Annotated in this window: 26 protein-coding genes and 1 pseudogene; 9 read left to right on the plus strand and 18 right to left on the minus strand. The window is 66.5% G+C overall.

The features are described 5' to 3' along the window. A pseudogene (locus AC1DEY_RS19845) lies at positions 1-289 on the minus strand (anti-sigma factor); the annotation flags it as partial. A 119-nt stretch (positions 290-408) separates the two neighbouring features. Next, on the minus strand, positions 409-1,059 hold the full coding sequence (gene sigE, locus AC1DEY_RS19850; protein WP_441407349.1) for an RNA polymerase sigma factor SigE: 651 nt from the start codon (positions 1,057-1,059) through the stop codon (positions 409-411). Positions 1,060-1,330: 271 nt separating this feature from the next. Here sigE and AC1DEY_RS19855 point away from each other — a divergent pair, with 271 nt between their 5' ends. Next, positions 1,331-1,963, plus strand: a complete 633-nt coding sequence (locus AC1DEY_RS19855; protein ID WP_476869475.1) for an O-methyltransferase — start codon at positions 1,331-1,333, stop codon at positions 1,961-1,963. Between the two features lie 72 nt (positions 1,964-2,035). Here AC1DEY_RS19855 and AC1DEY_RS19860 read toward each other — a convergent pair whose 3' ends face one another. The 4 genes from AC1DEY_RS19860 to AC1DEY_RS19875 form a co-directional block, all read right to left on the minus strand. Next, positions 2,036-2,203, minus strand: a complete 168-nt coding sequence (locus tag AC1DEY_RS19860; RefSeq protein ID WP_079550332.1) for a DUF3117 domain-containing protein — start codon at positions 2,201-2,203, stop codon at positions 2,036-2,038. A 255-nt stretch (positions 2,204-2,458) separates the two neighbouring features. Then, the gene (locus AC1DEY_RS19865; RefSeq protein ID WP_476869476.1) at positions 2,459-3,832 is read right to left on the minus strand and encodes a hypothetical protein; all 1,374 of its coding nucleotides are present in this window, start codon (positions 3,830-3,832) and stop codon (positions 2,459-2,461) included. Beyond that, positions 3,829-4,182 carry a DivIVA domain-containing protein gene (locus AC1DEY_RS19870; protein WP_441407347.1) on the minus strand — a complete coding sequence of 118 codons (354 nt, stop codon included), beginning with the start codon at positions 4,180-4,182 and terminating at the stop codon, positions 3,829-3,831. The genes AC1DEY_RS19865 and AC1DEY_RS19870 overlap by 4 nt, the downstream gene beginning before the upstream one ends. A 63-nt stretch (positions 4,183-4,245) precedes the next feature. After that, a complete protein-coding gene (locus tag AC1DEY_RS19875) occupies positions 4,246-5,115 on the minus strand; it encodes an LOG family protein (RefSeq protein WP_476869477.1) in 870 nt (289 codons plus the stop codon). A gap of 202 nt (positions 5,116-5,317) precedes the next feature. Between AC1DEY_RS19875 and AC1DEY_RS19880 the strand changes: the two genes are divergently transcribed. From AC1DEY_RS19880 to AC1DEY_RS19895, 4 genes are all read left to right on the plus strand, one after another. Then, positions 5,318-6,073, plus strand: a complete 756-nt coding sequence (locus AC1DEY_RS19880; RefSeq protein WP_090575726.1) for an amino acid ABC transporter ATP-binding protein — start codon at positions 5,318-5,320, stop codon at positions 6,071-6,073. A 59-nt stretch (positions 6,074-6,132) separates the two neighbouring features. Continuing rightward, complete coding sequence (locus tag AC1DEY_RS19885; RefSeq protein ID WP_476869478.1) at positions 6,133-7,017, plus strand: glutamate ABC transporter substrate-binding protein; 885 nt, start codon at positions 6,133-6,135, stop codon at positions 7,015-7,017. A gap of 98 nt (positions 7,018-7,115) precedes the next feature. Continuing rightward, a complete protein-coding gene (locus tag AC1DEY_RS19890) occupies positions 7,116-7,766 on the plus strand; it encodes an amino acid ABC transporter permease (RefSeq protein WP_441407344.1) in 651 nt (216 codons plus the stop codon). Beyond that, positions 7,763-8,599 carry an amino acid ABC transporter permease gene (locus AC1DEY_RS19895; RefSeq protein ID WP_441407343.1) on the plus strand — a complete coding sequence of 279 codons (837 nt, stop codon included), beginning with the start codon at positions 7,763-7,765 and terminating at the stop codon, positions 8,597-8,599. The genes AC1DEY_RS19890 and AC1DEY_RS19895 overlap by 4 nt, the downstream gene beginning before the upstream one ends. 99 nt (positions 8,600-8,698) lie before the next feature. On the opposite strand, the gene dapE is transcribed toward AC1DEY_RS19895, so the two are convergent. After that, entirely contained in the window at positions 8,699-9,865 is a 1,167-nt protein-coding gene (gene dapE / locus AC1DEY_RS19900; protein ID WP_476869479.1) for a succinyl-diaminopimelate desuccinylase, read from the minus strand. Positions 9,866-9,999: 134 nt separating this feature from the next. Between dapE and dapD the strand changes: the two genes are divergently transcribed. Next, a complete protein-coding gene (gene dapD, locus AC1DEY_RS19905; protein ID WP_476869480.1) occupies positions 10,000-11,010 on the plus strand; it encodes a 2,3,4,5-tetrahydropyridine-2,6-dicarboxylate N-succinyltransferase in 1,011 nt (336 codons plus the stop codon). A 111-nt stretch (positions 11,011-11,121) separates the two neighbouring features. Next, complete coding sequence (locus tag AC1DEY_RS19910; RefSeq protein ID WP_476869481.1) at positions 11,122-11,973, plus strand: hypothetical protein; 852 nt, start codon at positions 11,122-11,124, stop codon at positions 11,971-11,973. Between the two features lie 20 nt (positions 11,974-11,993). Here AC1DEY_RS19910 and AC1DEY_RS19915 read toward each other — a convergent pair whose 3' ends face one another. From AC1DEY_RS19915 to fdxA, 5 genes are all read right to left on the minus strand, one after another. Then, positions 11,994-12,605, minus strand: a complete 612-nt coding sequence (locus AC1DEY_RS19915) for a hypothetical protein (RefSeq protein ID WP_441407339.1) — start codon at positions 12,603-12,605, stop codon at positions 11,994-11,996. 47 nt (positions 12,606-12,652) lie between these two features. Next, positions 12,653-13,324 (minus strand): TetR/AcrR family transcriptional regulator, encoded by a 672-nt coding sequence (locus tag AC1DEY_RS19920; protein ID WP_476869482.1) that lies wholly within the window; start codon positions 13,322-13,324, stop codon positions 12,653-12,655. A 254-nt stretch (positions 13,325-13,578) separates the two neighbouring features. Then, complete coding sequence (locus AC1DEY_RS19925; protein WP_441407337.1) at positions 13,579-14,862, minus strand: citrate synthase; 1,284 nt, start codon at positions 14,860-14,862, stop codon at positions 13,579-13,581. Between the two features lie 228 nt (positions 14,863-15,090). Next, the gene (gene dapC / locus AC1DEY_RS19930; protein ID WP_476869483.1) at positions 15,091-16,239 is read right to left on the minus strand and encodes a succinyldiaminopimelate transaminase; all 1,149 of its coding nucleotides are present in this window, start codon (positions 16,237-16,239) and stop codon (positions 15,091-15,093) included. Positions 16,240-16,251: 12 nt separating this feature from the next. After that, positions 16,252-16,578: a ferredoxin gene (gene fdxA, locus AC1DEY_RS19935; RefSeq protein WP_026266493.1), complete on the minus strand. Its 327-nt coding sequence runs from the start codon at positions 16,576-16,578 to the stop codon at positions 16,252-16,254. Positions 16,579-16,730: 152 nt separating this feature from the next. Between fdxA and AC1DEY_RS19940 the strand changes: the two genes are divergently transcribed. Then, entirely contained in the window at positions 16,731-16,979 is a 249-nt protein-coding gene (locus AC1DEY_RS19940) for a putative acetyltransferase (protein ID WP_476869484.1), read from the plus strand. A gap of 415 nt (positions 16,980-17,394) precedes the next feature. Here the strand turns inward: AC1DEY_RS19940 and AC1DEY_RS19945 are convergent, their stop codons facing one another. From AC1DEY_RS19945 to typA, 3 genes are all read right to left on the minus strand, one after another. Further along, complete coding sequence (locus AC1DEY_RS19945; protein ID WP_476869485.1) at positions 17,395-18,204, minus strand: type IV toxin-antitoxin system AbiEi family antitoxin domain-containing protein; 810 nt, start codon at positions 18,202-18,204, stop codon at positions 17,395-17,397. Positions 18,205-18,496: 292 nt separating this feature from the next. Continuing rightward, complete coding sequence (locus tag AC1DEY_RS19950) at positions 18,497-18,853, minus strand: hypothetical protein (RefSeq protein WP_476869486.1); 357 nt, start codon at positions 18,851-18,853, stop codon at positions 18,497-18,499. Between the two features lie 48 nt (positions 18,854-18,901). Next, positions 18,902-20,830 carry a translational GTPase TypA gene (gene typA / locus AC1DEY_RS19955; RefSeq protein WP_441407332.1) on the minus strand — a complete coding sequence of 643 codons (1,929 nt, stop codon included), beginning with the start codon at positions 20,828-20,830 and terminating at the stop codon, positions 18,902-18,904. A 282-nt stretch (positions 20,831-21,112) separates the two neighbouring features. Here typA and AC1DEY_RS19960 point away from each other — a divergent pair, with 282 nt between their 5' ends. After that, on the plus strand, positions 21,113-22,015 hold the full coding sequence (locus tag AC1DEY_RS19960) for an SGNH/GDSL hydrolase family protein (protein ID WP_476869487.1): 903 nt from the start codon (positions 21,113-21,115) through the stop codon (positions 22,013-22,015). Between the two features lie 255 nt (positions 22,016-22,270). Here the strand turns inward: AC1DEY_RS19960 and AC1DEY_RS19965 are convergent, their stop codons facing one another. The 3 genes from AC1DEY_RS19965 to AC1DEY_RS19975 are packed head-to-tail and all read right to left on the minus strand — an operon-like array spanning position 22,271 to position 25,921. Further along, a complete protein-coding gene (locus AC1DEY_RS19965) occupies positions 22,271-23,992 on the minus strand; it encodes a dipeptide ABC transporter ATP-binding protein (protein WP_441407330.1) in 1,722 nt (573 codons plus the stop codon). An 11-nt stretch (positions 23,993-24,003) separates the two neighbouring features. Continuing rightward, the gene (locus tag AC1DEY_RS19970; protein WP_476869488.1) at positions 24,004-25,002 is read right to left on the minus strand and encodes an ABC transporter permease; all 999 of its coding nucleotides are present in this window, start codon (positions 25,000-25,002) and stop codon (positions 24,004-24,006) included. After that, positions 24,992-25,921, minus strand: a complete 930-nt coding sequence (locus AC1DEY_RS19975; RefSeq protein ID WP_476869489.1) for an ABC transporter permease — start codon at positions 25,919-25,921, stop codon at positions 24,992-24,994. The genes AC1DEY_RS19970 and AC1DEY_RS19975 overlap by 11 nt, the downstream gene beginning before the upstream one ends.

Here is a 25,921-nt window from a genome sequence, read left to right on the forward strand (position 1 = left end):
GCCGCAGGCCGCGGCGGCGTCCGCCGTGCGGGGGCGCGGCAGCGGAGCGGTCGCCGGCAAACCTCGGAGCGGCGGCCGGCTCGTCGGCTGCGGCCCATTCCGGGGTTGCCTCTTCCGGGCTGGTTGCCGCACCTTCCGCGGCCGACCGCTCCGCGGCCAACTGCCCGGTCCGCGCCAGGAGCCGGGCGGTCAGGTCCTCGCTGGCCTCGGGCACGGCGGCGCCGCGGAGCTTTTCCAGATACTGGCGCTCACGCTGTTGCCGGGCACGGCATTCGGGACACGATGCCACATGGTCATGACGGCTGGCAGCCCAATTCCGGGTAGCGCCGATCCTGCCCCGGCCGGCCTTGTCCCAGAACCTGCAGCCAGAGCCTCCCAGTAATCGTCTCAGCAGACCCATCGACTGGTTCAGAGGAGGCCGGCGATGCGCGGCATCTTGAGCCGCGGCTTGAGGGACTGCTTGGCCTGCGCCGGACGCGGGTCGCGGTGCGCGAGCTTTTCGCGCAGCATGGTCCGGCCGCGGTGGATCCGGGACCGGACGGTCCCGAGTTTGATGTCCAGTGCGGCGGCAACTTCGTCGTAGGAGAGTCCCTCGAGGTCGCACAGCACGACGGCGGCGCGGAAGTCCGGGGGAAGTTCCTCGAGCGCGGCCTGAACGTCGACGTCGAGGTTGTTGAATTCGAAGCTTTGCTCCGGTCCGGGCTCCCGGCCCGGAAGCCGCGACTCGGCGTCGTCGGCCAGGGCGTCAAAGCGGATCCTGTTCTTGCGCCGGGCCTGGTCCAGGAACAGGTTGGTGGTGATCCGGTGCAGCCAGCCGTCCAGCGTCCCCGGTTTGAAGTTCTCCAGCGAACGGAACACGCGGACGAAGACCTCCTGGGTGAGGTCCTCGGCGTCGTACTTGTTTCCGGTCAGCCGGTACGCAAGGCGGTAGACCTTGGCGGAGTGGTTCGTCACCACTTCCTCCCAGGTCGGCCGGACCCATTCGGCTTCCGCCGCGGTCCGTGACTGGCCGGTTGAATCTGTTGCCTCAGTTGCCGGGACAGGTGCCAGAATCGACATCGTCCACTCCCCTCGTGGATGGTACCTACGCCTGAATTGTGCCTGCTCGCACAGGTTCCTGCACCCTTCATTCGACGCCGATCACCACGCGGATGAGCGGATACCCATCATTTCAAAATAAGCTGGGAATTTCCTGATCCGGGCGGCTCTTCCGCCAAAGGCAGAACGCCGACTTCTGCCGGGGCCACGGCGCTTGCGCCTCCGTGTCCCGTCCCGCCGGACACAGTACGCTGTAGGGAACACTCCCCTGCCGCCCAGAAAGCGATATCCCATGAGCGCCGATAAGTCCACGAGCTGGTCCTACGCAGAAGATCTGCCTGCCGAGGATGAGGTCCTGTTGCACGCGCGCGAACGGTCCTTCGAGCTTGGCGTGACCCCGATCGGTCCCGGCGTGGGCGCCGTGCTGACGGTGCTGGCGGCAGCGTCCAAGGCTCAGACCGCGGTGGAGATCGGCACCGGCGCAGGGGTGTCCGGTGTGTGCATCCTGCGCGGGCTGGGCCCGCAGGCCGTCCTGACCACCATTGACGTCGACGTCGAGCACCTCAAGGCGGCGCGCGAGGCGTTCCAGGAAGCCGGCAGCCCCGCCAACCGTACGCGCACCATCTCGGGCCGGGCCGGCGATGTCCTGCCCCGGCTGACGGACGGGGCCTACGATCTGGTGTTCATCGACGCCGACAAACCCAGCTACCCCAGTTACGTCGAACAGGCCGTCCGGCTGCTCAAGTCCGGCGGCCTGCTGATTGTCAACGATGCCCTCGACAAGGACCGGGTGGCGAATCCGGCCTCCCGGGAAGCCACCACGGTGGTGCTGCGCCAGATCGGCAAGTCAATCCGCGACGACGACCGCCTGGCCTCCGCGATGCTGCCTACCGGCGACGGCCTGCTGATCGCCGTCAAGAAGTAGCGGCACGGAAAAGGGCGGGGTCCGCGGCCTGGTGGCCGGGACCCCGCCCTCTGCGAAGCTCTTGGCGTGATGCTATTCGGTGACGCCGACGAGGCATTCCTTGAGGTTTGTCGCCTCAGCAGCATTGAGTTCGACCACGAGCCGTCCTCCGCCTTCGAGCGGAACACGCATGATCAGGCTTCGTCCCTCTTTCGTCACTTCCATAGGGCCGTCGCCGGTGCGTGGTTTCATTGCCGCCATAAGGAAAATCCCCTCCATTAGTCCCTGACATACCAGCCCGGCCGGGCTGCGTCCGCTTGGCCAATCAAGCCGCCCGGCAGCACTCCAAGAGGCCGCCATGACAGGCAAACTCACAAATAGACCGCTTACGAATTCTGTGCGCTTCTTGTCCTTGCTTATCCTCTATTATCGCGTAACAATGCGCCCGTAGCTAATCGTTGGACTTTCAAGCGCGTCCCGCCACGCCGGGCCGGGGCCCGGAAATGGTGCTGTGGGTCACGGCGGGTAGTCCCCTCCGCCGGGCAACTGCGCCCATGCCCACAGCCACACAATCCACACAATCTGCAGCAGGACAAACATCACCACTACGGCACCGCGGTACGCGCGGGAGCGTGAGAGAAGGGCTGCGCTGAGGGCGAGCGGGAACAGCGGCAGCAGCATCCGGAACGTGCTGGTCTGGGGGTGCAGGAAGACAAGCAGATAGCCCATGTAGCAGCAGCACCACAGCCGCAGCTCGGTGCCCAGCGCCACCACGGGCCTGGACATCATCAGCAGGGTGAACGCGGAAAAAAACACGAAGGGCGCCAGCACTCCCAGCGTCGGCCCGAACAGCATGATGCCGGCGTCGAACCATGGCTTGAACGGCACCAGGTCATCGCCGCGCCAAGCTGTTTCGGTCTTGGTATAGGCGCCAAGGTCACCGGTCACCGCCCAGGCGATGGCGGGCCACAGCAGCGCGCCGATCCCGCTGACGGCGGTGAGACCGCCGAGGGCCCAGAGCTGGGCGCTGCTGTGGGCGGCAGCGCCGTCCCGGTGCTGTGTTGGAAGGTGCTGTGTTGGGACATGCTCCGTTGGGAAGTGCTGTGTTGGGAGGTACTCCGCCAGCTGTTGCGTTTTGCGTCGCATCACACCGAAGTGCTGCCAGAGACGGTAGAGCAACAGCAGCCCCACCATCGCCGCAAACGGGACACCGGTGGGCCTGGAAAGGCACATCAGGACAACGACGGGCATCGCCCAGACGTACCGGCGCTCCATGACCAGCAGCAGCGCGCCGCCCAGCAACAGCAGGTTCAGGGATTCGGCGTACGGCACCTGCAGCACTGCCGCCACCGGGAAGGTCGCCAGGAACACGGTTCCCCAGAGCGCCGTGCGGTGCGAGGCCCGGTGCCTGAAAATTTTGTACGCCACCAGGGCTGCCCCCAGTCCGGAGACCAGCGCGATGTCCGTCAGCGACCACGCCGGGCCCGTGCCCGTGAGCCCGGACAGCACGCGGCCCAGCACGGGAAACAGCGGGTAGAACGCCCACGTGTTCTCCTGGACAGTGCCGGCGTCGTCGGTCGGAAGAAGCGCCGGATACCCCGTCTGGAGCGCCTCGGCGTACCAGCGCGCGTCCCAGATATTGATGAAGTTCCAGTAGTCCGGCTTGGCGGGAAACCACGGATTCACGCCTTGGTGCAGGGCCGCAGCCATGAAAATACAGGCGCTGACCAGCCGGGCGGCGATGTACAGCCCGGCGACCTGCGTCCACCACGGCCACCGCGCCATCCGGGCGCCCGCGGCCGCGATGCGGCTCCACACCGCCGCGTTCAGTCCCTGCGGCTCCAGGGCCTCAGGCTCCGCGACGGCCTCCGGATCTTCCACGTGGTTCACGGCCCGGGCTCGGCCGGCGGGCGGAGGCGTTCCAGTTCCTCTCCGAGCGCCTCGATCTTTTCGTCCTTGGCGATGATCTGCTCCCGCAGATCATCGAGGACCTGGTCCACCTGGTCCATCCGGTAGCCGCGGAGCCCGACGGCGAAGCGCAGGCGGTCGATGTCCGCCGCGGCAGCGCGCTCGGGCAGCAGGACCGGCGGCAGGGATGCGACCGGCTCGTCGAAACCGTCGTCAAAGGAACCGGCACCCCCGTCCCGGTTTCGGTGGAGGATTTTCGGCACCAGGCCGGCACCCAGGAGGACGGCGACGCCGATCAGCGCTATCGCCAGGAAAACCAGGAAGAGACTCACTAGACCATCGTGCCAGAAGCCGGACGCCGGAGCGCTCAGCCGGACGTTTCAGCCTTGCGTTCCCTAACCGTTTCCCTTGGGGGCGCTGCCGCCGATGTTGCCGCCGTTCGGGTTCCGGTGGCGCGCGGCCCCCTCCACCACCAGCGCGACGGCCAGCGCGGGGTCGTCCACTACCTGCACCAGGTCCAGATCTTCCTCGGACACCATTCCCTCTGCGACGAGCGTGTCCCGGACCCACTCGAGCAGGGGACCCCAGAAGGCGACGCCCACCAACACGATCGGGAACGAGGTGACCTTKCGCGTCTGGACCAGGACCATGGCTTCGAAGAGCTCGTCCAGGGTGCCGAGACCGCCGGGGAGCACGATGAATCCCTGGGCGTACTTCACGAACATGGTCTTGCGGGCGAAGAAATACCGGAAGTTGATGCCCAGGTCCACCCACTGGTTCATGCCCTGTTCGAACGGCAGCTCGATCCCGAGCCCCACCGAGACGCCGTTGCCTTGCACGGCGCCCTTGTTCGCGGCTTCCATCGACCCGGGACCACCGCCTGTGATGACGGCCAGTCCGGCCTCGGCCAGTTGGCGTCCCACCTCGACACCGAGCTCGTAGTTCCGGCTCCCCGGTACGGTGCGGGCGGAGCCGAAGACGCTGACCGCSGGACCGAGATCGGCCAGGGCGCCGAACCCTTCCACGAACTCGCTCTGGATCCGCAGGACCCGCCAGGGGTCGGTGTGGACGAACTGGCCAGGGCCCTTGGTGTCCAACAGCGTCTGGTCGGACATGGTGACTTTGGCGGCCTTCCGGCGCAGTTCAAGCGGGCCCTTGTGGCGGATTCCGTTGGGCGCCGGAGTGCTCCGGGCCTCGCGGGTCGGCTTGCCGGCGGGCGTCTGCTCGGCATCTTGCTTGGGGCTGCGCTGCGGATCGGTACTCATGCCCATAGGCTAGCGCGGAACTGCGGCGCTGCCGCGTCGGCGCGTCGGCGCTTTGGTGGCAGCAAGGGGCCGCGGGGATCCCGGCGGGTGCCGGGCGACGGCCCGGCAAGAGACGCTGACGTGCAGGTATCTCTTGAATCACGATCTGCACGAATGAGAGTGATTGCGGTCATATTGCGCCAATCTTCGCTAGATTCTTTGTATGACTACTCAAGTGCCCGGCGATGCCCTCGTCTCCCTGAAGGCCGTGAACAAGCATTACGGCCAGTTGCACGTCCTGAAGGACATCAACCTGAACGTCCGCAAGGGTGAGGTTGTTGTTGTCATCGGCCCCTCGGGTTCGGGAAAGTCGACGCTCTGCCGCGCCATCAACCGCCTAGAGACCATCGACGACGGCGATATCAAGATCGATGGCAAGGAACTGCCCGCCGAGGGCAAGGAACTTGCAAAGCTGCGCGCCGACGTCGGCATGGTCTTCCAGTCATTCAACCTCTTCGCGCACAAGACCATCCTGGAAAACGTCACCCTGGGCCCCATCAAGGTCAAGGGTGTCTCCAAGGGCGAGGCCGACAAGGACGCCATGGCGCTGCTGGAGCGCGTCGGCGTTGGGCATCAGGCCCCCAAACTTCCGGCCCAGCTCTCCGGTGGCCAGCAGCAGCGCGTTGCCATCGCCCGCGCCCTGGCGATGAAGCCGAAGGTGATGCTCTTCGATGAGCCCACCTCGGCCCTCGACCCGGAAATGATCAACGAGGTCCTGGACGTCATGGTCCAGCTCGCCAAGGAAGGTATGACCATGATCGTGGTCACCCACGAGATGGGCTTCGCCCGCAAGGCGGCGGACCGCGTCGTGTTCATGGCCGATGGCCAGATCGTCGAGGACGCGACCCCCGAGGAATTCTTCACCAACCCCAAGAGCAGCCGGGCCAAGGACTTCCTGTCCAAGCTTTTGACGCACTGAGCCCGCTACGAGTTCGCACTCTGGCCGCCGGACGGCGGCCGCCCAATGAAAGGAATGTCATGAAGGCATTTTTGACCCGAAGGAAATCCCTTCTGGTTGCCGCATCCGCAGCACTGGCACTCACCCTGAGTGCTTGTGGCGGCAGCACCTCCACGACCACCAACCCGCCCGTCGCCGAGAAGCCGAGCTTTGCCGCCGATTCCACCATGGCCAAGCTTGCATCCGCGGGCAAGATCACCATTGGTACCAAGTTTGACCAGCCGCTCTTCGGCCAGAAGGGCCTGGACGGCAAGCCGGTCGGCTTCGACGTCGAAATCGGCAAGCTGATCGCCGCCAAGCTGGGCATCCCCGCCGACAAGATCGAGTGGGTTGAAACTGTTTCCGCCAACCGCGAGCAGTTCATCAAGCAGGGCAAGGTGGACATGATCGTCGCCACCTACACCATCAATGACAAGCGCAAGGCCGAAGTCGACTTCGCCGGCCCGTACTACGAGGCCGGACAGGCGCTCATGGTGAACAAGGACAACAACTCCATCACCAAGCCCGAGGACGTCAAGGGCAAGAACGTCTGCTCCGTGACCGGATCCACCCCGGCCGCGACGATCGTCGAGAAGTACGGAGCGGTGCTGGTTCCGGCCGCTACCTACTCCGCTTGCCTGGAACCGCTGCGGAACAAGCAGGTCGAAGCGGTGACCACCGACAACGTGATCCTCGCCGGTTTCGTGTCCAAGGAACCGGACGCCTTCAAGCTGGCATCGGACCAGACCTTCACCAAGGAGCCCTACGGCATCGGCCTGAAGAAGGGCGACACTGCCTTCCGCACGTGGATCAATGACCAGCTGGAGGCTGCCGACAAGGACGGCTCCTACAAGAAGGCCTGGGAAGACACCGCCGGCACGGTCATTAAGACCACGCCCGCGCTTCCCACGATCGACCGCTACTAGCCGGCTGTGGCGGCTGTCAGGCAGCGGATCTTCCGCAGCCCGGCAGCCGCCACGCCCGTTTTTCGCCTGGAATCCCCTCAACGCAGCTGAAGGAACTTATGGACGTCATCATTGAAAACCTCCCCCAGTATTGGGATGGTTTTCTCAGAACCCTCTTCCTGTCCGTGGTCTCGGGGATTATCGCCTTGGTCTTCGGCACCATCCTGGCGGCCGCCCGCGTCTCACCCGTCGCCGCGCTGCGCGGCTTCAGCATGGTGTACGTCGAGATCGTCCGGAACACCCCGCTGACCATCGCATTCTTCTTCGCGGCGGTCGTGCTGCCCCGCCTCGGCGTCACGTTCCAGCAGTTCGAGGTCGCCGCCATCATCGCCCTGAGCGCCTACACCTCGGCCTTCATCGCCGAGGCCGTGCGCTCCGGCGTCAACAGTGTCCCGGTGGGCCAGGCGGAGGCCGCCCGCAGCATCGGCATGAAGTTCACCCAGGTGCTCTCCCTGATCATCCTGCCGCAGGCCCTGCGGACCGTGATTCCCCCGCTGATCAACATCCTGATCGCCCTGGTCAAGAACTCATCCGTGGCCGGCGCGTTCTATGTGCTGGAACTCTTCGGCCAGGGCAAGCAGCTGGCCAACGCCAACGGCGATGCCGTCGTGTGGGTCCTGGTCGGCGTCGCGTTCTTCTACCTGCTGATAACCATCCCGCTTGGCTACCTCGCCAGCGTCGTTGAACGAAAGGTGGCAATCGCGCGATGAGCTCTGTTCTCTACGACGTCCCCGGCCCCAAAGCCCGCCGGATATCGCTGATCGGCTCCATCATCGGCGTCATCGTGATCGGCGGCCTCCTGGTCCTGGCAGTCATGACCCTCGCCCAGCAGGGAATCTTCGACGCCAAGCGCTGGGCGGTCTTCCAGCTGCCCGACGTCTGGGCCCTGATCGCCGCGGGCATCGGCGCCACGCTCGCCGCGGCCGCGGTGGCAGCGGTGATCGCGTTCCCGCTGGGCCTGCTCCTGTGCCTGATGCGCATCTCGGACAACGCCTGGATCAGGGTGCCCACGCGGATCGTGCTGGAATTCCTGCGCGGCATGCCCGTGGTGCTGATGATGCTGTTCGTGCTGCTGGTGTTCGCCACCAGCTCGTTCGTCGCCGTGGTGGCAGGCCTGGTCCTGTACAACTCGGCGATCTTTGCCGAGATCATCCGCGCCGGCGTCCAGTCGCTGCCCAAGGGCCAGCGTGAGGCCGGCCTGGCGATCGGACTCACGAGCTTCCAGTCCCGGCTGACCATCGAGCTGCCGCAGGCCATCCGGCGCATGCTGCCCTCGCTGGTCGCGCAGCTCGTGGTGCTGCTGAAGGACACCTCGCTGGGCTACATCGTCGCCTACGGCGAGCTGCTCCGGGCCGTGCAGGTCATGGCCGACTTCCTCGGCCCGCAGTACTTGTTCCCGGTGTTCTTCGTGGCAGCGGCCATCTACATCGCGATCGACCTTGCGGTCTCCCGCCTCGCCATCTGGCTCGAACGCCGCGGCTCCAAGCGGGCCGCCGGCGGCGTGGCGCACGTGCCGGTTGCCGGACTCCCGGCAGCCAAGTAACACCCGTCAACCGCAAAGGGTCCGGAACCTCCCTGAGGTTCCGGACCCTTTCTGCGTGCGGGGGTGCGTTGGCCGGTGTGCCGTGCGGCTTTCGCGGGGTCAGGCGCTGAGCCAGCTCCGCAGTGCCCGCAGGCATTCCCGGATGGCGTCCGCCTCGACGTGCTCGTTGTCCTTGTGCGCCAGCAGCGCATCGCCGGGCCCGAAGTTCACCGCGGGAATGCCGAGTTCGCTGAACCGGGCGACGTCGGTCCAACCGTACTTGGGCTTCGGCTCGGCGCCCACGGCGGCGACGAAGGACGCGGCGGCGGGGTGGTGCAGTCCCGGCCGCGCCCCGGCCGCGGCGTCGGTGCGCACGACCTCGAATCCGTCCAGCAGTTCCCGGACCACGGCCTCGGCACCGTCCGGGGTCTTGTCCGGCGCGAAGCGGTAGTTGATTTCGACGACGCACTTGTCCGGGATGACGTTTCCGGCCGTGCCGCCGTGAATCTTCACGGCATTGAGGCTTTCGCGGTAGTCCAGGCCGTCAACCGTCACCGTCTGCGGTTCGTACGCCGCCAGCCGGGCCAGGATCGGGGCCGCCGCGTGAATGGCGTTGCTGCCCATCCAGGCCCGGGCCGAGTGGGCGGCCTCGCCGTGCGTGGTGACCTCGAAGCGGCTGGTGCCGTTGCAGCCGCCCTCCACCGTCCCGTTGGTTGGCTCCAGCAGGATCGCGAAGTCCCCGCCGAGCAGGGATCCGTGATTGCGCACCAGCCGGCCGAGGCCGCTCTTGACGGCCTCGACTTCCTCGTGGTCGTAGAAGACGAACGTGACGTCCTTGTCCGGGGCCGCCCCGCCGTCGAACATGGTGGCCGCCAGTGCCAGCTGCACGGCGACGCCGCCCTTCATGTCGGTGGCGCCGCGGCCATACAGCACCCCCTCCCCCGGAGCCCCGGAAGGCCAGTACGCAGGAACGGTCCCCAGCGAGCCCTCGGTGATGGGCAGCGGCACGGTGTCCAGGTGGCCGGCAAGGATCACACGCTCGGCCCGGCCAAGGTTGGTGCGGGCAATGATCGAATCGCCGTCGCGGACCACATCCAGCTCCGGCAGCAGGCGGAGGGCCTGCTCGACGGCGTCGGCCAGGACCTTCTCATTGCCGGAGACGCTGTCGATGTCAATCAGAGCGGCCGTGAGCAGGGCGACGTCCTGGCGCAGGTCCAAATGGCCTGGGGTGCGGACAGGAGCGCCGGCGGGAGCAGTGGCAGGGGTGCGCGGGTTCGTGGGGGTCACGGTCCCACTTTATCCGTTCGCCTTCGCGCCCGGTCGCAGCAGCCGCCATCCCGGGCGGTCGAATGACAAACCTCTCCTGTCACTTGGACGACTCACGTTTCAGTGGCCGCCGACGCTCTCGTTAGACTTGGGGCATGACTGAAACTGCTGCTTCTGCTGTGCCCGCCGACGCCCGCTCCGCCTACGGATACGGGGTGGCCACCATTTACACCCGCAACGGTGAGGCCACCGTGCTGGATGTATGGTTCCCGGCCCCGGCGCTGGGAGTCGCCGCGGAGCACCTGCGTGATGTGGAGAACGCGGACCAGTCACTGGCCGACATTGCCGCCAACGGAACCGACGCGGACCGGGGCACCGAGCAGCAGGTTGTCTTCGCCCAGATCAACCTGGACGAGGCACCGGCCGACACGGCGGACGCCTACCTTCGCCTGCACCTGCTCTCCCACCGCCTGGTCCAGCCCAACACCATCAACCTCGACGGCATCTTCGGCAAGCTCCCCAACGTCGTGTGGACCAACTTCGGCCCCGCAGCCGTGGAGGACTTCGAACTCACGCGTGCGCGCCTGCGCAAGCGCGGCGCCGTCACCGTCTTCGGCGTGGACAAGTTCCCCCGCATGGTCGACTACGTCGTTCCCTCCGGCGTCCGGATCGCCGACGCCGACCGTGTCCGGCTGGGTGCGCACCTGGCCGAAGGCACCACGGTCATGCACGAGGGCTTCGTGAACTTCAACGCCGGAACGCTCGGCACCTCCATGGTCGAGGGCCGGATCTCGGCCGGCGTCGTCGCCGGTGACGGGTCCGACGTCGGCGGCGGGGCCTCGATCATGGGTACCCTCTCCGGCGGCGGCAAGGAAAGGATCGCCATCGGTGAGCGCGTCCTCCTCGGTGCCAACTCCGGCGTGGGAATCAGCCTCGGCGATGACTCGGTGGTGGAGGCCGGACTCTACGTCACCGCCGGCACGCGCGTGCGTGTCATTAGCCCGCGGGATGCCGAGGGTGAAGACACCAGCCGGGTGGTCAAGGCCGTGGAGCTGTCCGGCGTCCCGAACCTGCTCTTCCGCCGCAATTCCGCCACGGGCGCCGTCGAGGCTCTGCCCCGCAAGGGCCAGACCGTGGAGCTCAACGCGGACCTGCACGCCAACTGACCGCACCGGCTGGTACGGTATGGCGGGCGGCGAAGGCCGTCAGGCCGGGCCGACTCCGAACGATGAAGCAGCCGATGATGCAGCCCGCTGGGGCCTGAGGGAGTAAGTTTCGTGGCACGACGAGGGAGCTGGCGGCGCCGGATCGTACTTCTGCTGACCCTTGCGATGGTCGCGGGCGCGATCTACACTGCGGTGGCGTTCCTGCAGCGCTCGGAAACGCTGATCACCGAACGCTGCACGGCCGTGGGCAGCGGAGGCGATGACCTCGCCACCGACCAGGCCGCCAACGCTTCCCTGATCACCGCCGTCGCGGTCCGGCGTGGGCTTCCCGCCCGGGCCGCCAGCATCGCGCTGGCCACCTCCATGCAGGAATCCAAGCTGCGCAACATCGGCCACGGCGACCAGGCCGGCCCGGACTCGCGCGGGTTGTTCCAGCAGCGCCCGTCCCAGGGGTGGGGCACCACGGCGCAGGTGATGGACCCGTACCATGCCAGCAACGCGTTCTACGATGCGCTCGTCAAGATCTCCGGGTACCAGTCCCTGGAGATCACCGATGCCGCCCAGCGGGTCCAGCGCTCGGCGTACCCGGAGGCCTATGCCCAGCACGAGGGGATGGCCCGCGCGTTCGCTTCGGCCCTGAGCGGCCAGACGCCCGCCGGCCTCGACTGCTCGCTGCGGTCCCCCGACAGTGCCGGGGATCCGGCTGCCGTCGCCGCGGAGCTGGCCACGGCCCTCGGTGATGTCCAGTCGTCCACGAACGGCCGGACGCTGCAGGTGGATGCCGAAGGCGCCCAGGCCTGGGCTGTCGGGCAGTGGGCCGTGGCCAACGCCAAGGAGCTGTCCATTACCAGCGTCGAGGTCGACGGCCGGGCCTGGAACCGGCAGTCCCGCGACGGCTGGCAGCCTGCCCAGGTCCCGGCCGGCCAGGTCAGGGTCACCGTCGCCGACGCCCCGCGGACCTGAGCGCCCAACAACACGCGGGCCTAGACCAGGAGATCAACCACAGGCTGCACGTAGCTGCGGAACAGTTCCGGCTGAGACAACAGCTCGTGGCTCATGAGGATCTTGTCCGGCTCCAGGAACCAGGCGCGCGGCTCCGCAAGCGGGAGTTCAATTATCGTCAGGCCAAAGTCATTCGAGGCGCGTCCCACCTCAAGCAGGCGGTCCTCCACCATGTCGGCCAGCAGCTCGTTGTGGCCGTTGGTCTCGCGCTCCGCTTCGAGGGCCACGTATTCCCCGCGGCGTTCCCTGGCCCACGTCAGGGCCGCCCCGAAATGGGCCTGCAGCACCCGACGCAGGGCCGGGGAATTGCTGAACGCACGGAAGCCGGGCGGGGAGAGTTCCGGGGACATCTCCGGGTGGGCCTTCAGCAGCTGCTCCCACCAGGCCTCCCATTCGGTCTTGAGCGCAGCCGGGCCGCCAACTTCGGCAATCAGATGGGTGTGGTCCGCGGCGCGGATCTTCGGTGCCACGTGACACAGTGCCGGATGACCCGCGGTGTCCAGACCGGCTGCGTCACGAACGTACAGGGCGATGAGCATGGGACCAGAAGTATCCATCGTGATCCGCCAGCCAGGTCCGCCGGTGTGGTGCATCCAATTGCCTCCTTGGCAAGACGTACGGTCTTAGTCTATTCCTGTTGCTAAGACGCGTTAACGGCTGGTGCCCGGCCCGATATCCGGCGGTTCAGGCCCTCAAGATGGACTTCCAGCACATCGTTGCACATCTGGGCCGTCATCCACTCCGGCTGTAGGAGGGCATGCATCGTCAGACCGTCCAGCACGGCCAGCAGCAGCTCCGCCTCGGTGACGAGCACGTGCTGGTCGATGCCGGCCAAGCCGTCGGTGTCATCGGTATCGGTAACGGCAAGGCCCATGATGAGCCGGCCCACGACGGCGGCCACCGCACGGTGGCTTCGGTCCGCCTCGGCGGCCAGGAACGGCTTGGTCCGGGCTGCATTCTTGAAGGCCATCCACACGCATGCGTCAACGGCCCGTTCCTCATCGAGCGGAAGCACCTCGCCCAAGAGTGCCATCACGGCCGTGTGGTGCGCGTCTGTTCCTGGCGACAGGTCCCCCAGAAGGGAGTCCGCGGCGGTGAGCCTGCCGACGATGCGGTCCACCACCATGGCGAAGGCGTGGGTCAGCAGCTCGTCGCTGCTGGCGAAATAGTGCCGCACGGAGCCGACCGCCAGTTGGGCTTCGTCTGCAACTTCCCGGAGGGAGGCCCGTTCAAGACCATCCACGGCGATGATCCTGAAGACTGCGTCAACTATTTCCTGGCGCCGGATGACGGCGTCGACAAATTTAGGCACTGGTCTTTTTTAGCACGTCTGTGTCGCCACCGCCGCGGGCCACACCGATTCCCCCGCTGGCGTGGCAGGGGTCACAACGGCGCAGGTCACGGCGGTATTGGCAACGGCGGCAGTGGCCAATACAGCGGCGGTGTCCGCAGCGGCGGCCAGGGCGGTGCGGCGCCCGCCGGGAACGACGCCGGCCGCGCACCCCAAGTAGGTGCGCGGCCGGCGTCGTACTTCCTGCACGGCAAGTGCCGTGGCTCTCCGGCGGACTACAGCGCCGGGTAGTTGCGTTCCGGTTCGCCGACGTAGAGCTGGCGCGGGCGGCCGATCTTGGTGTTGGGATCGCTGATCATCTCGCGCCACTGGGCGATCCAGCCCGGCAGGCGTCCGATCGCGAAGAGCACGGTGAACATCTTTTCCGGGAAGCCCATGGCCTTGTAGATCAGGCCGGTGTAGAAGTCCACGTTCGGGTAGAGCTTGCGCTGGATGAAGTAGTCATCGCCCAGGGCCTTCTCTTCAAGGCGCATGGCGATGTCCAGCAGCTCGTCGTTTCCGCCGAGCTTGCTGAGGACCTCGTGGGCCGTGGCCTTGATGATCTTTGCGCGGGGGTCGTAGTTCTTGTAGACSCGGTGCCCAAAGCCCATSAGGCGGACGCCGTCTTCCTTGTTCTTGACCTTCTCCATGTAGTCCTCGGGCTTGATGCCGTCGGCCTGGATCTGGCGSAGCATCTTSAGCACGGCCTCGTTGGCGCCGCCGTGGGCGGGGCCGAAGAGGGCGTTGATGCCGGCGGAGACGGACGCGAAAAGGTTGGCGTTCGATGATCCGACCAGGCGCACGGTCGAGGTGGAACAGTTCTGCTCGTGGTCCGCGTGCAGGATCAGCAGCAGGTCCAGGGCCTTGGCGATGACCGGGTCCACCTCATACTGCTCGGCCGGCAGGCCGAAGCTGAGGCGCATGAAGTTCTCCACCAGGTTCATCGAGTTGTCCGGGTACAGCATGGGCTGGCCGATCGACTTCTTGTGGGCGTACGCGGCGATGACCGGCATCTTGGCCATGAGGCGGATGGTGGATACTTCCACCTGCTCGGCGTTGAACGGATCCAGCGAGTCCTGGTAGAAGGTCGAGAGCGCGGACACGGCCGAGGAAAGCACCGGCATCGGGTGGGCGTCGCGGGGGAAGCCGCTGAAGAAGCCCTTGAGCTCCTCGTGCAGCAGGGTGTGGTGGCGGATCCGCTGGTCGAAGGATTCCAGCTCGGTGGGGGTCGGCAGGTTGCCGTAGATCAGCAGGTAGGAGACTTCCAGGAAGCTCGAGTGCTGGGCCAGCTGCTCGATCGGGTAGCCGCGGTAGCGCAGGATGCCGGCGTCGCCGTCGATGTAGGTGATGGCCGAGGTGGTGGCCGCGGTGTTCATGAAACCGGGGTCGAAGGCGACGGCGCCGGTCTGCTTCAGCAGCTTGGAAACGTCGTAGCCTTCGTTTCCTTCTACAACCTTGATGCGCGGGAGTTCGAGCTCGCCGCCGGCATGGCGCAGGGTTGCGCTGGTGGTTTCAGTCATGGAGTCTCCTCATGAGGCATCGGGGCCTCTGTCGAAAGCTGGTCCAACATCTGGTGAAGCTGCCCGCGGATCCTGTGCGGACAGGATTTCCAAAGGCTGCGCTGCCTTCTTGTGGAAAGCCACCATTGATCGTCAGTTAAAAAGTACCGTCACTTCGCGGGTGGCACTAATCCGGGAGGCCTCGAAATGGCCTAAAACGCGACACATGTGGTGCGCACCACAGGATTGTTACGCTCCCGTGGCCAGCCGCGCCGCGGCGGCGTCGATCCGCTCATCGCTTGCGGTGAGCGCCACCCGGATGAACCCGTTCCCGGCGTCGCCGTAGAAAACACCGGGTCCGACGACGATTCCGCGGTCGGCGAGCCTGCCCACGGTGTCCCACGTCGGTTCGCCGGCGGTGGCCCACAGATAGAGTCCGGCCCGGGACTCGTGGATCCTCAGGCCGAAGCCCTCAAGCGCCGGGACAATCCGTTCGCGGCGGCCCCGGTACAGGTCCTTCTGGGCCTGGACCTGGGCGTCGTCGCCGAGGGCCACGCGCATGGCTTCCTGGACCGGGTAGGGAACGATCATCCCAGCGTGCTTGCGGCTGTTGACCAGGTTGGCCATGATGGCGGGGTCGCCGGCGACGAAGGCTGCCCGGTAGCCGGCCACGTTGGACTGCTTGCTGAGCGAATAGACGGCGAGCAGGCCATCGTGGGAACCTTCCGCGACCTGCGGGTCCAGGATGCTGGGGACCGGCGTGCCACCACGCTGGACGTCCCACTCCCCCCAGCCGAGTTCGGCGTAACATTCGTCGGACGCGACGACGGCGCCGATCTCGCGGGCCTGCCGGACGATCCGCCGCAGCGATCCGATGTCGCGGACGCTGCCGGTGGGGTTGGCCGGTGAATTGACCCAGATCAGCCGCACGCGGGCGCGGGTGCCGGCGTCGAGCTCGTCGAGGTCGTCGGCGGCGATCTGCTCGGCACCGGCGAACGTGGCGCCGATGTCGTAGGTGGGGTAGGCAACCGTGGGGCGGACAACGACGTCGCCCGGTTTGAGGCCGAGCAGGAACGGCAGCCACGCGACGAGTTCCTTTGAACCCACGGTCGGCATCACATTCTGCGGGTCGAGCCCCGGGACGCCGCGCCGGCGGGCAAACCAGCCCGCGATGGCTTCCCGCAGGGCCGGTGTCCCGTGGACCGTGGGGTAGCCGGGGGCGTCCGCGGCGGCGCGGAGGGCGTCCTGGATGAGGGCCGGCGTCGGGTCCACGGGGGTTCCGATGGAAAGGTTGACGGCTCCTGCAGGGTGCCGGGCTGCCGTGGCAAGATACGGTGCCATGGCCTCCCACGGGTAATCGGGCAGGCTCAGGCCGAAGGTGCGCACCGCGGATGTCACCGTAGCGCCGTCCTAGTTGTCTTGGTTCTGCGGCGGCAGTGCGGCGATCATCGGGTGGTCGGTGTGGGTGTTCCCGACCTTCGCGGCACCGCCCGGAGAACCGAGCTCGTCGAAGAACTCGACGTTGGCCTTGTAGTAGTCGGCCCACTCTTCGGGGGTGTCGTCTTCGTAGTAGATCGCCTCGACGGGGCAGACCGGCTCGCAGGCACCGCAGTCCACGCACTCGTCTGGGTGGATGTACAGGGAACGCTCACCCTCGTAGATGCAATCGACGGGGCACTCCTCAATGCATGCCTTGTCCTTGACATCTACACACGGCTGCGCGATTACGTACGTCACGTCCCTGGCCTCTCCACGTTGGTTCCGGCGACCGGCCGGATGGTTTTCCGGCCTGAGCGCCGGGTTGCTGACTTCTGAGCCTATTATCTCCCAGCCTGTTCCCGCGAACCTAGCGGGGACGTCATACACGCTCCGCGTCTTACTATGATCTGATGAGCACGCCTTTGCCCTTGCCCCAGCAGTTCCTCTCCGGCGCCCCGCTCGGCACACGCGTTGTGGTCCGGTACCGGATCGACGGAGGCCTGACGGATGCCCTTGGCGAGCTCGTAGGACGCGCCGACGGCTCCTGCACCGTCCGCACCCGCCGCTCCGACGTCGTCATCGCCCTCCCGCTTGTAGTGGCTGCCAAGGAGGTCCCGCCAGCCCCGCCCCGCCGAGCCCCGCGTGTGCAGGGCCCCTGAGGCGCGGTTCCCGCCGGGACATACCCTCCCCTGAGTGCCACGAGTGGACATGTCCTCCCGCTGAGGGCCACCCGGGCACATGCCCACCCGCCTCCTCCGCGACCAATGGACATGTCCTCCCTCGCACCCCACGAGTGGACAGGTCCCCCACTGAGGGCCGTCCGGGCGCATGCCCACCCGCCCCCTCCGCGACCAATGGACATGCCCTCCGCTGATCGCCTGCGACGGACATCTCAGCAGCATGCCCGTCCCCGCCGGACGGCGCGGGACATGTCCAGTGGTGAATCGACGGAGCAAGGGACATGTCCAGTGGTGGGCGGGCACAAGGTTGTGGTGTCCAGAGGCGCTAGATTGCAGGGGCGTAGCGGCCGGTGCCGGAGTGCGGTGGCACGGCGAGGTGAAGCCGGGACCGGCCCTACGCGGCGGCAGACAGCCTGTTCAGCGTTTCCCGGACCATCGTGATGAATTCTTCCGGATGATCCCTTAGCAGTGGGTAGGTAACAACCAGTGTCGGGATTCCCCGGCGCGTCGTGACGTTCCAGCGCCGCCGGTCTTCCTCGAAGCTCGTGAGGTCCATGTGGAACCCGGCACCGTCCGTCTCGATGCCGAGACGGCCATCGACCATCAGGTCCAGGTGTCCCATGCCCGGAACGTTGACCTGCGATTCAACATGGAATCCGGCACGCCGCAGGAGGAACCGGGCCAGACACTCAATGAGGGACTGGGACTGCGGGACGATCGCCGACACGATCCGGCGCTCCCGGGAGTCGTTACGGCCGTCGAGCCGCCCGCGCAGCGAGCCCAACAGAAGTCCCTTGAGCACGACGGCGGATTCGGCGATGATCAGCCCGTCGGGTTCAGGCAGGCACCGCAGGCATTGGATGACGGTGTCGAGGAGCGTCGGCGGCCGGGGCGTCCTGTGGCAGACGAAGCCCGGGTAGCTCCTGCTGTGGGTGAGGGCCACATGCGGTTGAGACGGGGTTTCGAGGACCCACAACCCGCCGTAGTGGGCCGCGGTGACGCACGCCGGTTCGGCCGGGAGCGAGCGAATGTTGATCAGCTGCTCGTCCGCACCGGGCAGGGCATAGACGCCACGGGCTACCCGGGATACGGATCCCGACGCCATTGCCGACTTAAGCTGGGAATCGGCAACCCCAGCCGCGGCGATGTATTTGGCGCGGGCGACGCCGTCGTACTTGGAGAGCACCTCGATAATGTTGGCCATTCACCCATGGTGAGACCGCCAAACGTCCGCGCGTACCGAATCCCGCGCTATGTGGAAAACTGCGCCTGCCGGACGAGTCGCCGCAGGAACTTTGTCCGGGCGAAAAATGGGCATGCCCCGCCGTCGGGAGCCGGGCCGGACTTGCCCGTCGTGAAGAGTGGACATGTCCCCCGCACTACCTGCGCACTGGACATGATGTCACTGTGCCCGCTCGAGCGGCCGAAAAATGGGCATGTCCCGTGGGGGAAGGGGTGGGAAGGAGGGGAGGCGCGGAGGAAGGAAGGGCTCGGAACTAGCCGGGCGGCTGCCGGTACCGGCGGCACCAGGCCAGCATCAGCATAGTGATGCCCGCGATGCCGAAGACCCAGATGTTGCCCGCGGCATCGCCGATAACCAGGCGCTTGCCCGTTTCCAGGGTGGACCACCAGCCGGCCAATGCGTAGCAGAGGGCTCCGCACACCGCCGTCGGAACCAGTGAACGGAACGCGGCCCCGAGCCACAGCTGGACCGATCCCAGCAGGAGCAGGGCTGCCGCCGCTCCCCACGGAATGTCCATGCCGCCCAGCACCAGATCGTGCCGGTGCAGGGCAGTGCCGGCCAGGGCAACAAAAAGAGCTGCCGGCACGGCGGCGGCAATGCCGCCTGCCATACCGGCAGCTCTCCTAGTCACGTTTCAGCCGAAGCCCGGAGACCGGGATCAGACCTTGGCGCGGGCGCGGTTGGCCTTGGCACGCTCGTTGGTGTCCAGGATGACCTTGCGGATACGGATGGAATCCGGGGTGACCTCGACGCACTCGTCTTCGCGGGCGAATTCGAGGGACTCTTCGAGGGTCAGGTCGCGCGGCGGCGTCAGGTTCTCGAAGGTGTCCGAGGAAGCGGCACGCATGTTGGTGAGCTTCTTTTCCTTCGTGATGTTGACGTCCATGTCGTCGGCGCGGGAGTTCTCGCCAACAATCATGCCCTCGTAGACCTCGGAGGTGGGCTTGACGAAGAAGGAGCCACGTTCCTGAAGGTTGATCATCGCGAACGGGGTCACAACACCGGCGCGGTCGGCGATCATCGAACCGTTGGTGCGGTATTCGATCGGGCCGGCCCACGGCTCGTAGCCTTCAGAGATCGACGCTGCGATGCCGGCGCCGCGGGTGTCCGTGAGGAACTTGGTGCGGAACCCGATCAGGCCACGGGCCGGAACGATGAACTCCATGCGGCACCAGCCGGTGCCGTGGTTGGCCATGTTGGTCATGCGGCCCTTGCGGGCAGCCATCAGCTGGGTGACAGCGCCGAGGTACTCTTCGGGCACGTCGATGGTCATGTGTTCCATCGGCTCGTGGACCTTGCCGTCGACGGTCTTGGTGACAACCTGCGGCTTGCCGACGGTGAGCTCGAAGCCCTCGCGACGCATCTGCTCGACCAGGATGGCAAGGGCGAGCTCGCCACGGCCCTGGACTTCCCAGGCGTCAGGACGCTCGGTGGGGAGCACCTTGATGGAGACGTTACCGATCAGTTCCTTGTCGAGGCGGTCCTTGACCTGGCGGGCCGTGACCTTGGCGCCCTTGACCTTGCCGGCCAGCGGGGAGGTGTTGATACCGATGGTCATCGAGATGGCCGGGTCGTCAACGGTGATCAGCGGCAGCGGCTGCGGGTTCTCGGCGTCCGTCAGGGTCTCACCGATGGTGATTTCCTCGATGCCGGCGACGGCGACGATCTCGCCGGGACCGGCGGAATCGGTCGGGACGCGGTCAAGGGCCTTGGTGGCCAGCAGTTCGGTGATCTTGACGTTCTTCAGCTCACCGTTGGCGCGGGCCCAGGCAACGGTCTGGCCCTTGCGCAGGGTGCCGTTGTAGATGCGCAGCAGCGCGAGGCGGCCGAGGAACGGGGAGGCGTCCAGGTTGGTGACGTGCGCCTGCAGGACACCGTTCGGGTTGTAAGTCGGCGCCGGGATGTGCTCGATGATGGCCTGGAACAGCGGTTCCAGGTCCTCGTTCTCCGGCGCGGAGCCGTCGGCGGGCTGCTCGAGGGAGGCGCGGCCAACCTTGGCGGCGGCGTAGACGACCGGAACGTTGAGGATCTTGTCCAGGTCGAGGTCCGGAACTTCGTCGGCGAGGTCGGAGGCCAGGCCCAGGAGCAGGTCCATGGACTCGTGCACAACTTCTTCGATCCGCGCGTCGGGGCGGTCGGTCTTGTTGACCAGCAGGATCACCGGCAGGTGCGCGGCGAGGGCCTTGCGCAGCACGAAGCGGGTCTGGGGCAGCGGGCCCTCAGAGGCGTCAACGAGGAGGACGACGCCGTCGACCATGGACAGGCCGCGCTCGACCTCGCCACCGAAGTCGGCGTGGCCGGGGGTGTCGATGACGTTGATGGTGATGGTCTCGCCCTTGGAGGACGGTCCGTTGTAGGCCACCGTGGTGTTCTTGGCCAGGATGGTGATGCCCTTTTCACGCTCGAGGTCACCGGAGTCCATGACGCGGTCTTCGAGGTGGTTGTGCTCGGCAAAGGAGTTGGTCTGCTTGAGCATGGCGTCGACCAGCGTGGTCTTGCCGTGGTCAACGTGGGCCACGATCGCGACGTTGCGCAGGTCACTGCGCGATGCAGTGGCTACCGCAGTGTTGGTGGTGGTTTCAGACATGCGTTATTGCTCGATTCAGTGGTGAAGTCAGCTGTGGTATCGCGACATTTCCAACCGGAACGCACGACGGATAAGTCCCTTTGGCACAGGGCACCTACTACCATTCTAAACGCTAGGTCATTTATTGGCCTAAAATGCGATCCGGCGGCCGGCCCTTGCGTCGTCGCCGCGGGATGACGGACGCGCGGAATTGGATTATTACTTGTGAGTAAAGTCACTGGATTTTCGTGCGCCCATGGCCCATCATTGCTCTGATAGCAGCAAGCAAGCCCGGAGACATTCATGCGAAACGCCTCGGCTCTGTCCCGCTTCGTCGCAACGATGATCGCCGTAGGCGTAGTTCTTGGCGGCTGCGGGCAGACCTCTTCACCTGCGCCTGACGCAGGCTCTTTCGGCGCGGGCTCGTCCAGCGCCGGTTCCTCCGGCGCCGGATCTTCCGCCGGCTCCAATGGCGCCGGCATGCCGGTGGCCGCTGGCTCTGCGGCGAAGACCCGGATCGGGGCCAGCATCGATCCCGCGAATCTGCCCGGCGGTTCGAGCTACCGCAATCCTGCCAACGGCCGCACCGAGATTATTGTCAAGGACACYAGCACTACCGCCGTGCTGATCGGCGACTCACAATCGGAACCGGCCTATGGCTGGCCCAGGCAGGGGCTGGCCGCGGCGGGGTACAAGGTCTTCTTCTGCGGCCGCGGCGGCACGGGCTTCGTGGCGTCGAACGGCACCACCGGCAACTACATCGATGCGCTCCAGCGCGGCGACTGGAAACTTCCGTACGGCACGCCCCCGCTCGTCGTGATCGAAGGCGGCGGGAACGACGCCGCGCGCGGCGCATCTGACGCGCAGATCGTCGCCAACGCCGAGCGGCTGATCACCAGCATCCAGCAGCGCTACCCCGCCGCCCGGGTGCTCATGGTCGGCACGCTTGCGCGCGGCGCCCACTACGGCGGCGGACGCCGCACCGAGGTAGACACGCTCCTCGGCCACGTTGCGGCCCGGCACGGACTGCCGTTCGTCAGCGCCGGAGACTGGCTTACCCGTTACAGCCTTACCGGCTCCATGGCGGACCGTGTCCACCTGAACAGGCAGGGCCACACGGCCCTCGGCGTCGTCTTCGGCAAGCAACTGGCGTCCATGGGACTTCAGTACCGGGCCCCCGGCACGCTCTCCGACTTATCCCGCTAGCGCCGGACCAGCCCAGCCGGCGCCGGACCAACCCAGCCGGACCAACCCAGCCGGACCAGCCGGCGAAGGAACCGCCGACGTCGGACAGCACCGGCACAGACGCCAGGCAGCCAAGCCCTGGGATCGTGGCCCGCACAGCAAGAGTCAACGCAGCGCCCCGCACAGCAAAGGAGCCGGTGTCCGCCCCCAACGGGTCGGACACCGGCTCCTTGCTGCTAACGACAGACTTGGTCAAGCCCTACGAAAAGCAGGCGCTCAGGCCACTTCCACTTCCGGCGGAAGCATGAGTCCCGCGCCGGGGATGGCGTTGAGCAGCGCCTTCGTGTACTCGCGCTGCGGCGACTCGAAGACGTCGTCCGTTGAACCCGTCTCCACCAGCTTGCCCTTCTCCATAACGCACACGTGGTCGGCGATCTGCCGGACCACTGCGAGGTCGTGCGTGATGAACAGGTAGGTCAGGCCGAGCCGGGACTGCAGTTCGGCGAGCAGGTTCAGCACCTGGGCCTGCACCAGCACATCCAGTGCCGACACGGCCTCGTCGCAGATGATCACTTCGGGGTCCAGGGCCAGGGCGCGGGCGATCGCGACACGCTGGCGCTGGCCGCCGGAGAGCTCATTCGGGTACCGCTGCATGGTGGACTGCGGCAGCGCCACCTGGTCCAGCAGTTCCCGGACCTTCTTCTCGCGGCTGGCCTTGTCCCCGATCTTGTGGGTCCGCAGCGGCTCCTCGATGGTCCTGAAGATGTTGTACATCGGGTCCAGGGAACCGTACGGGTCCTGGAAGATCGGCTGCACGCGGCGCCTGAAGGCGAAGATCTCCTTGCTGTTCAGCGTGGAGGTGTCCACGCCGTCGAAGATGATCTTGCCGGAGGTCGGCGTCAGGAGGTTCAGGACCATCTGGGCCACGGTGGACTTGCCGGAGCCCGACTCCCCCACGATCGCCGTCGTGGTTCCCCGCTTGACATTGAAGGAGACGTCGTCGACGGCGGTGAAGTCCAAGGACTTGCCCAGGCCCGAGCGCAGCTTGAAGACCTTTCGCAGGTTCTGGATCTGCAGGACGTCATCGGTCTTGGACGGTTCAACCACACCGGTCTCGGTCGGGGCGAGCATGTCGTCGGTTTCCACGCCCAGTTCCTTGGCGGCCTGGATGCGCCGGGACGCCAGCGACGGCGCCGAGGCGACCAGCCGCTGGGTGTAGGGGTGCTGCGGGTTCTGCAGCAGCTCCAGCGAGGGCCCGGACTCGACAACCTGGCCGCGGTACATGACCACTACCTGGTCGGCGCGCTCGGCGGCGAGGCCGAGGTCGTGGGTGATCAGCAGCACTGCGGTGCCCAGTTCCGTGGTCATCTTGTCCAGGTGATCGAGGATCTGGCGCTGCACGGTGACATCGAGAGCCGACGTCGGCTCGTCCGCGATGAGCAGGCGCGGCTGGCAGGAGAGCCCGATCGCGATCAGCGCGCGCTGGCGCATGCCGCCGGAGAACTCGTGCGGGTACTGCTTGGCCCGGCTGGCGGCGTCCGGCAGCCCGGCCTGCGACAGGACCTTTGCGACGTCGTCGGGGCCGCTGGGCAGGCCGTTGGCCTTCAGCGTCTCGCGGACCTGGTCGCCGATCTTCCACACCGGGTTGAGGTTGGACATCGGGTCCTGCGGGACCATGCCGATGCTGTTGCCGCGCAGTTCGATCATCCGCTTTTCGCTGGCGTTGGAGATGTCCTCGCCGTCGAAGAAGATCTGGCCCGCGGTGACGCGGCCGTTGCCCGGCAGCAGGCCGATGGCCGCCAGCGCGGTGGTGGACTTGCCGGAGCCCGACTCGCCCACAATCGCGACGGTTTCGCCCGGCATGATGGTGAGGTGGGCGTTGCGGACGGCGTTGACCGGGCCGTTGCTGGTGGTGAAACCGATGGCGAGGTCCTTGATTTCCAGCAGCGGACGCTCGGTGGCGTACTCCGCCTCCTGGAATCCAACAGAGGCGCTCATGGTGTCCCCTTTCATCGCTTGCGCGCTTTGGGATCGAGGGCATCACGCAGGGCGTCGCCCAGCATGATGAAGCTCAGGACGGTGATGGACAGGGCGATGGCCGGGTAGAGCAGCGGCATCGGGTTGGACCGGAGCGAGGCCTGCGCCGCCTGGATGTCGTTGCCCCAGGACATGACGCTGGGCGGCAGCCCGATGCCGAGGAAGGACAGCGTGGATTCGGCCACGATGAACGTGCCCAGGGAGATGGTGGCCACGACGATGATCGGGGCCAGCGAGTTCGGCAGGACGTGGCGCATGAGGGCACCGAACTTCGAGACGCCCAGGGACCGGGCGGCCGTGACGAAGTCGGCATTGCGGACCTCGATGACGGCGCCGCGGGTGATGCGTGCGATCTGTGGCCAGCCGAAGGCAACCAGGATGASCACCAGCGTCCAGRCCGTRCGGTTGGYACGGAASAYSGGCAGCTGCATSAKCACGATSGCGCCSAGGATCAGSGGCAGGGCGAAGAAGATGTCRTTGATGCGGGCMAGGATGGAGTCSAYCCAGCCGCCGTAGTAACCGGCMASCGCGCCCAGGATSCCGCCAATSAGCAGSACMCCGAKGGTGGTGAAGAGGCCCACGGTCACCGAGGACCGSGTACCGAAGATGACGCGGGCGTAGACGTCGCAGCCGAGCTGGGTAAAGCCCAGCGGGTGGCCTGCGGCGGGGCCGGCGTCGGAGTTGGCCAGCTGGCATGCCTCCGAGGACGGGTCAATCGGGGAGAAGAGGCCCGGGAAGAGGGAGACGGCCACGACCACCAGGATCAGGAATGCGGAGATGAGGAAGAGCGGCTGCTTGCGCAGGTTCTTCCAGGCCTCGCCCCAAAGGCTCAGCGGTGCGGCTTCGTCCTTGACCCGGTCCGTTACCTGGAGCGGGGTCTCGGAAACATCGGCCACGAAGTGCTCGGACCGGCGGACCGGACGGGTGCCGGCGGCGTGGCGTGCGGTAGTGGTGGTGTTATCAGGAGTCATAACGGATCCTCGGGTCAAGCCAGCCGTAAAGCAGGTCAACGAGCAGGTTGGACAGGCAGTAGATCAGCACCAGGACGGTGACGATCGAGACCACCGTGGGCCCTTCACCGGACAGCACGGCCCGGTAGAGCCGGTTGCCGACGCCCGGGACGTTGAAGATGCCTTCCGTGACGATTGCGCCGCCCATCAGGGCGCCGAGGTCGGCACCAAGGAAGGTGATGACGGGAATCAGGGAGTTGCGCAGGATGTGGGTGCGGACCACCTGGAACCGGGAGAGGCCCTTGGCGGTGGCGGTGCGCACGTAGTCGGCGTTCATGTTTTCGATGACGGACGTGCGGGTCAGGCGCAGGACATAGGCGAAGGATCCCAGGCCGAGCACGATCGCCGGCAGGATGAGGTCCGGGACGGTCGCGGCGGAACTGACGGTCGGTTTGGCCCAGCCGAGCTGGACGCCGATGGTGAACTGCAGCAGGAAGCCCAGAACGAAGATCGGGATACCGATCACGATCAGGGAAGCGACCAGTACCGTGGCGTCAAAGAGCTTGCCCTTGCGCAGGCCTGCGATCAGGCCAAAGATGATGCCAAAAAATGCCTCGAAGATCAGGGCCATGATGGCCAGACGCGCCGTGACGGGGAAGACCTCGCCAAGCACGGCCGCGATGGGGCGTCCGGAGAAGTCCTGGCCGAGGTCGAACGTGAAGATGCTCTTGAGGTAGAGCAGGTATTGCATCCAGAACGGCTGGTCCAGGTGGTACTGCATACGCAGCTTGGCTGCCACGGCCTCGTTCACCGGCTTGTCGCCGAACAGTGCCACGATGGGGTCTCCGGGCAGGCTGAAGACCAGGAAGTAGACCAGCAGTGTTGCGCCCAGGAAGACGGGAATCAATTGCAGGAAACGCTTGAGGATGTATGTCGACAT

It is taken from the genome of Arthrobacter sp. 05T47, from assembly GCF_056395825.1.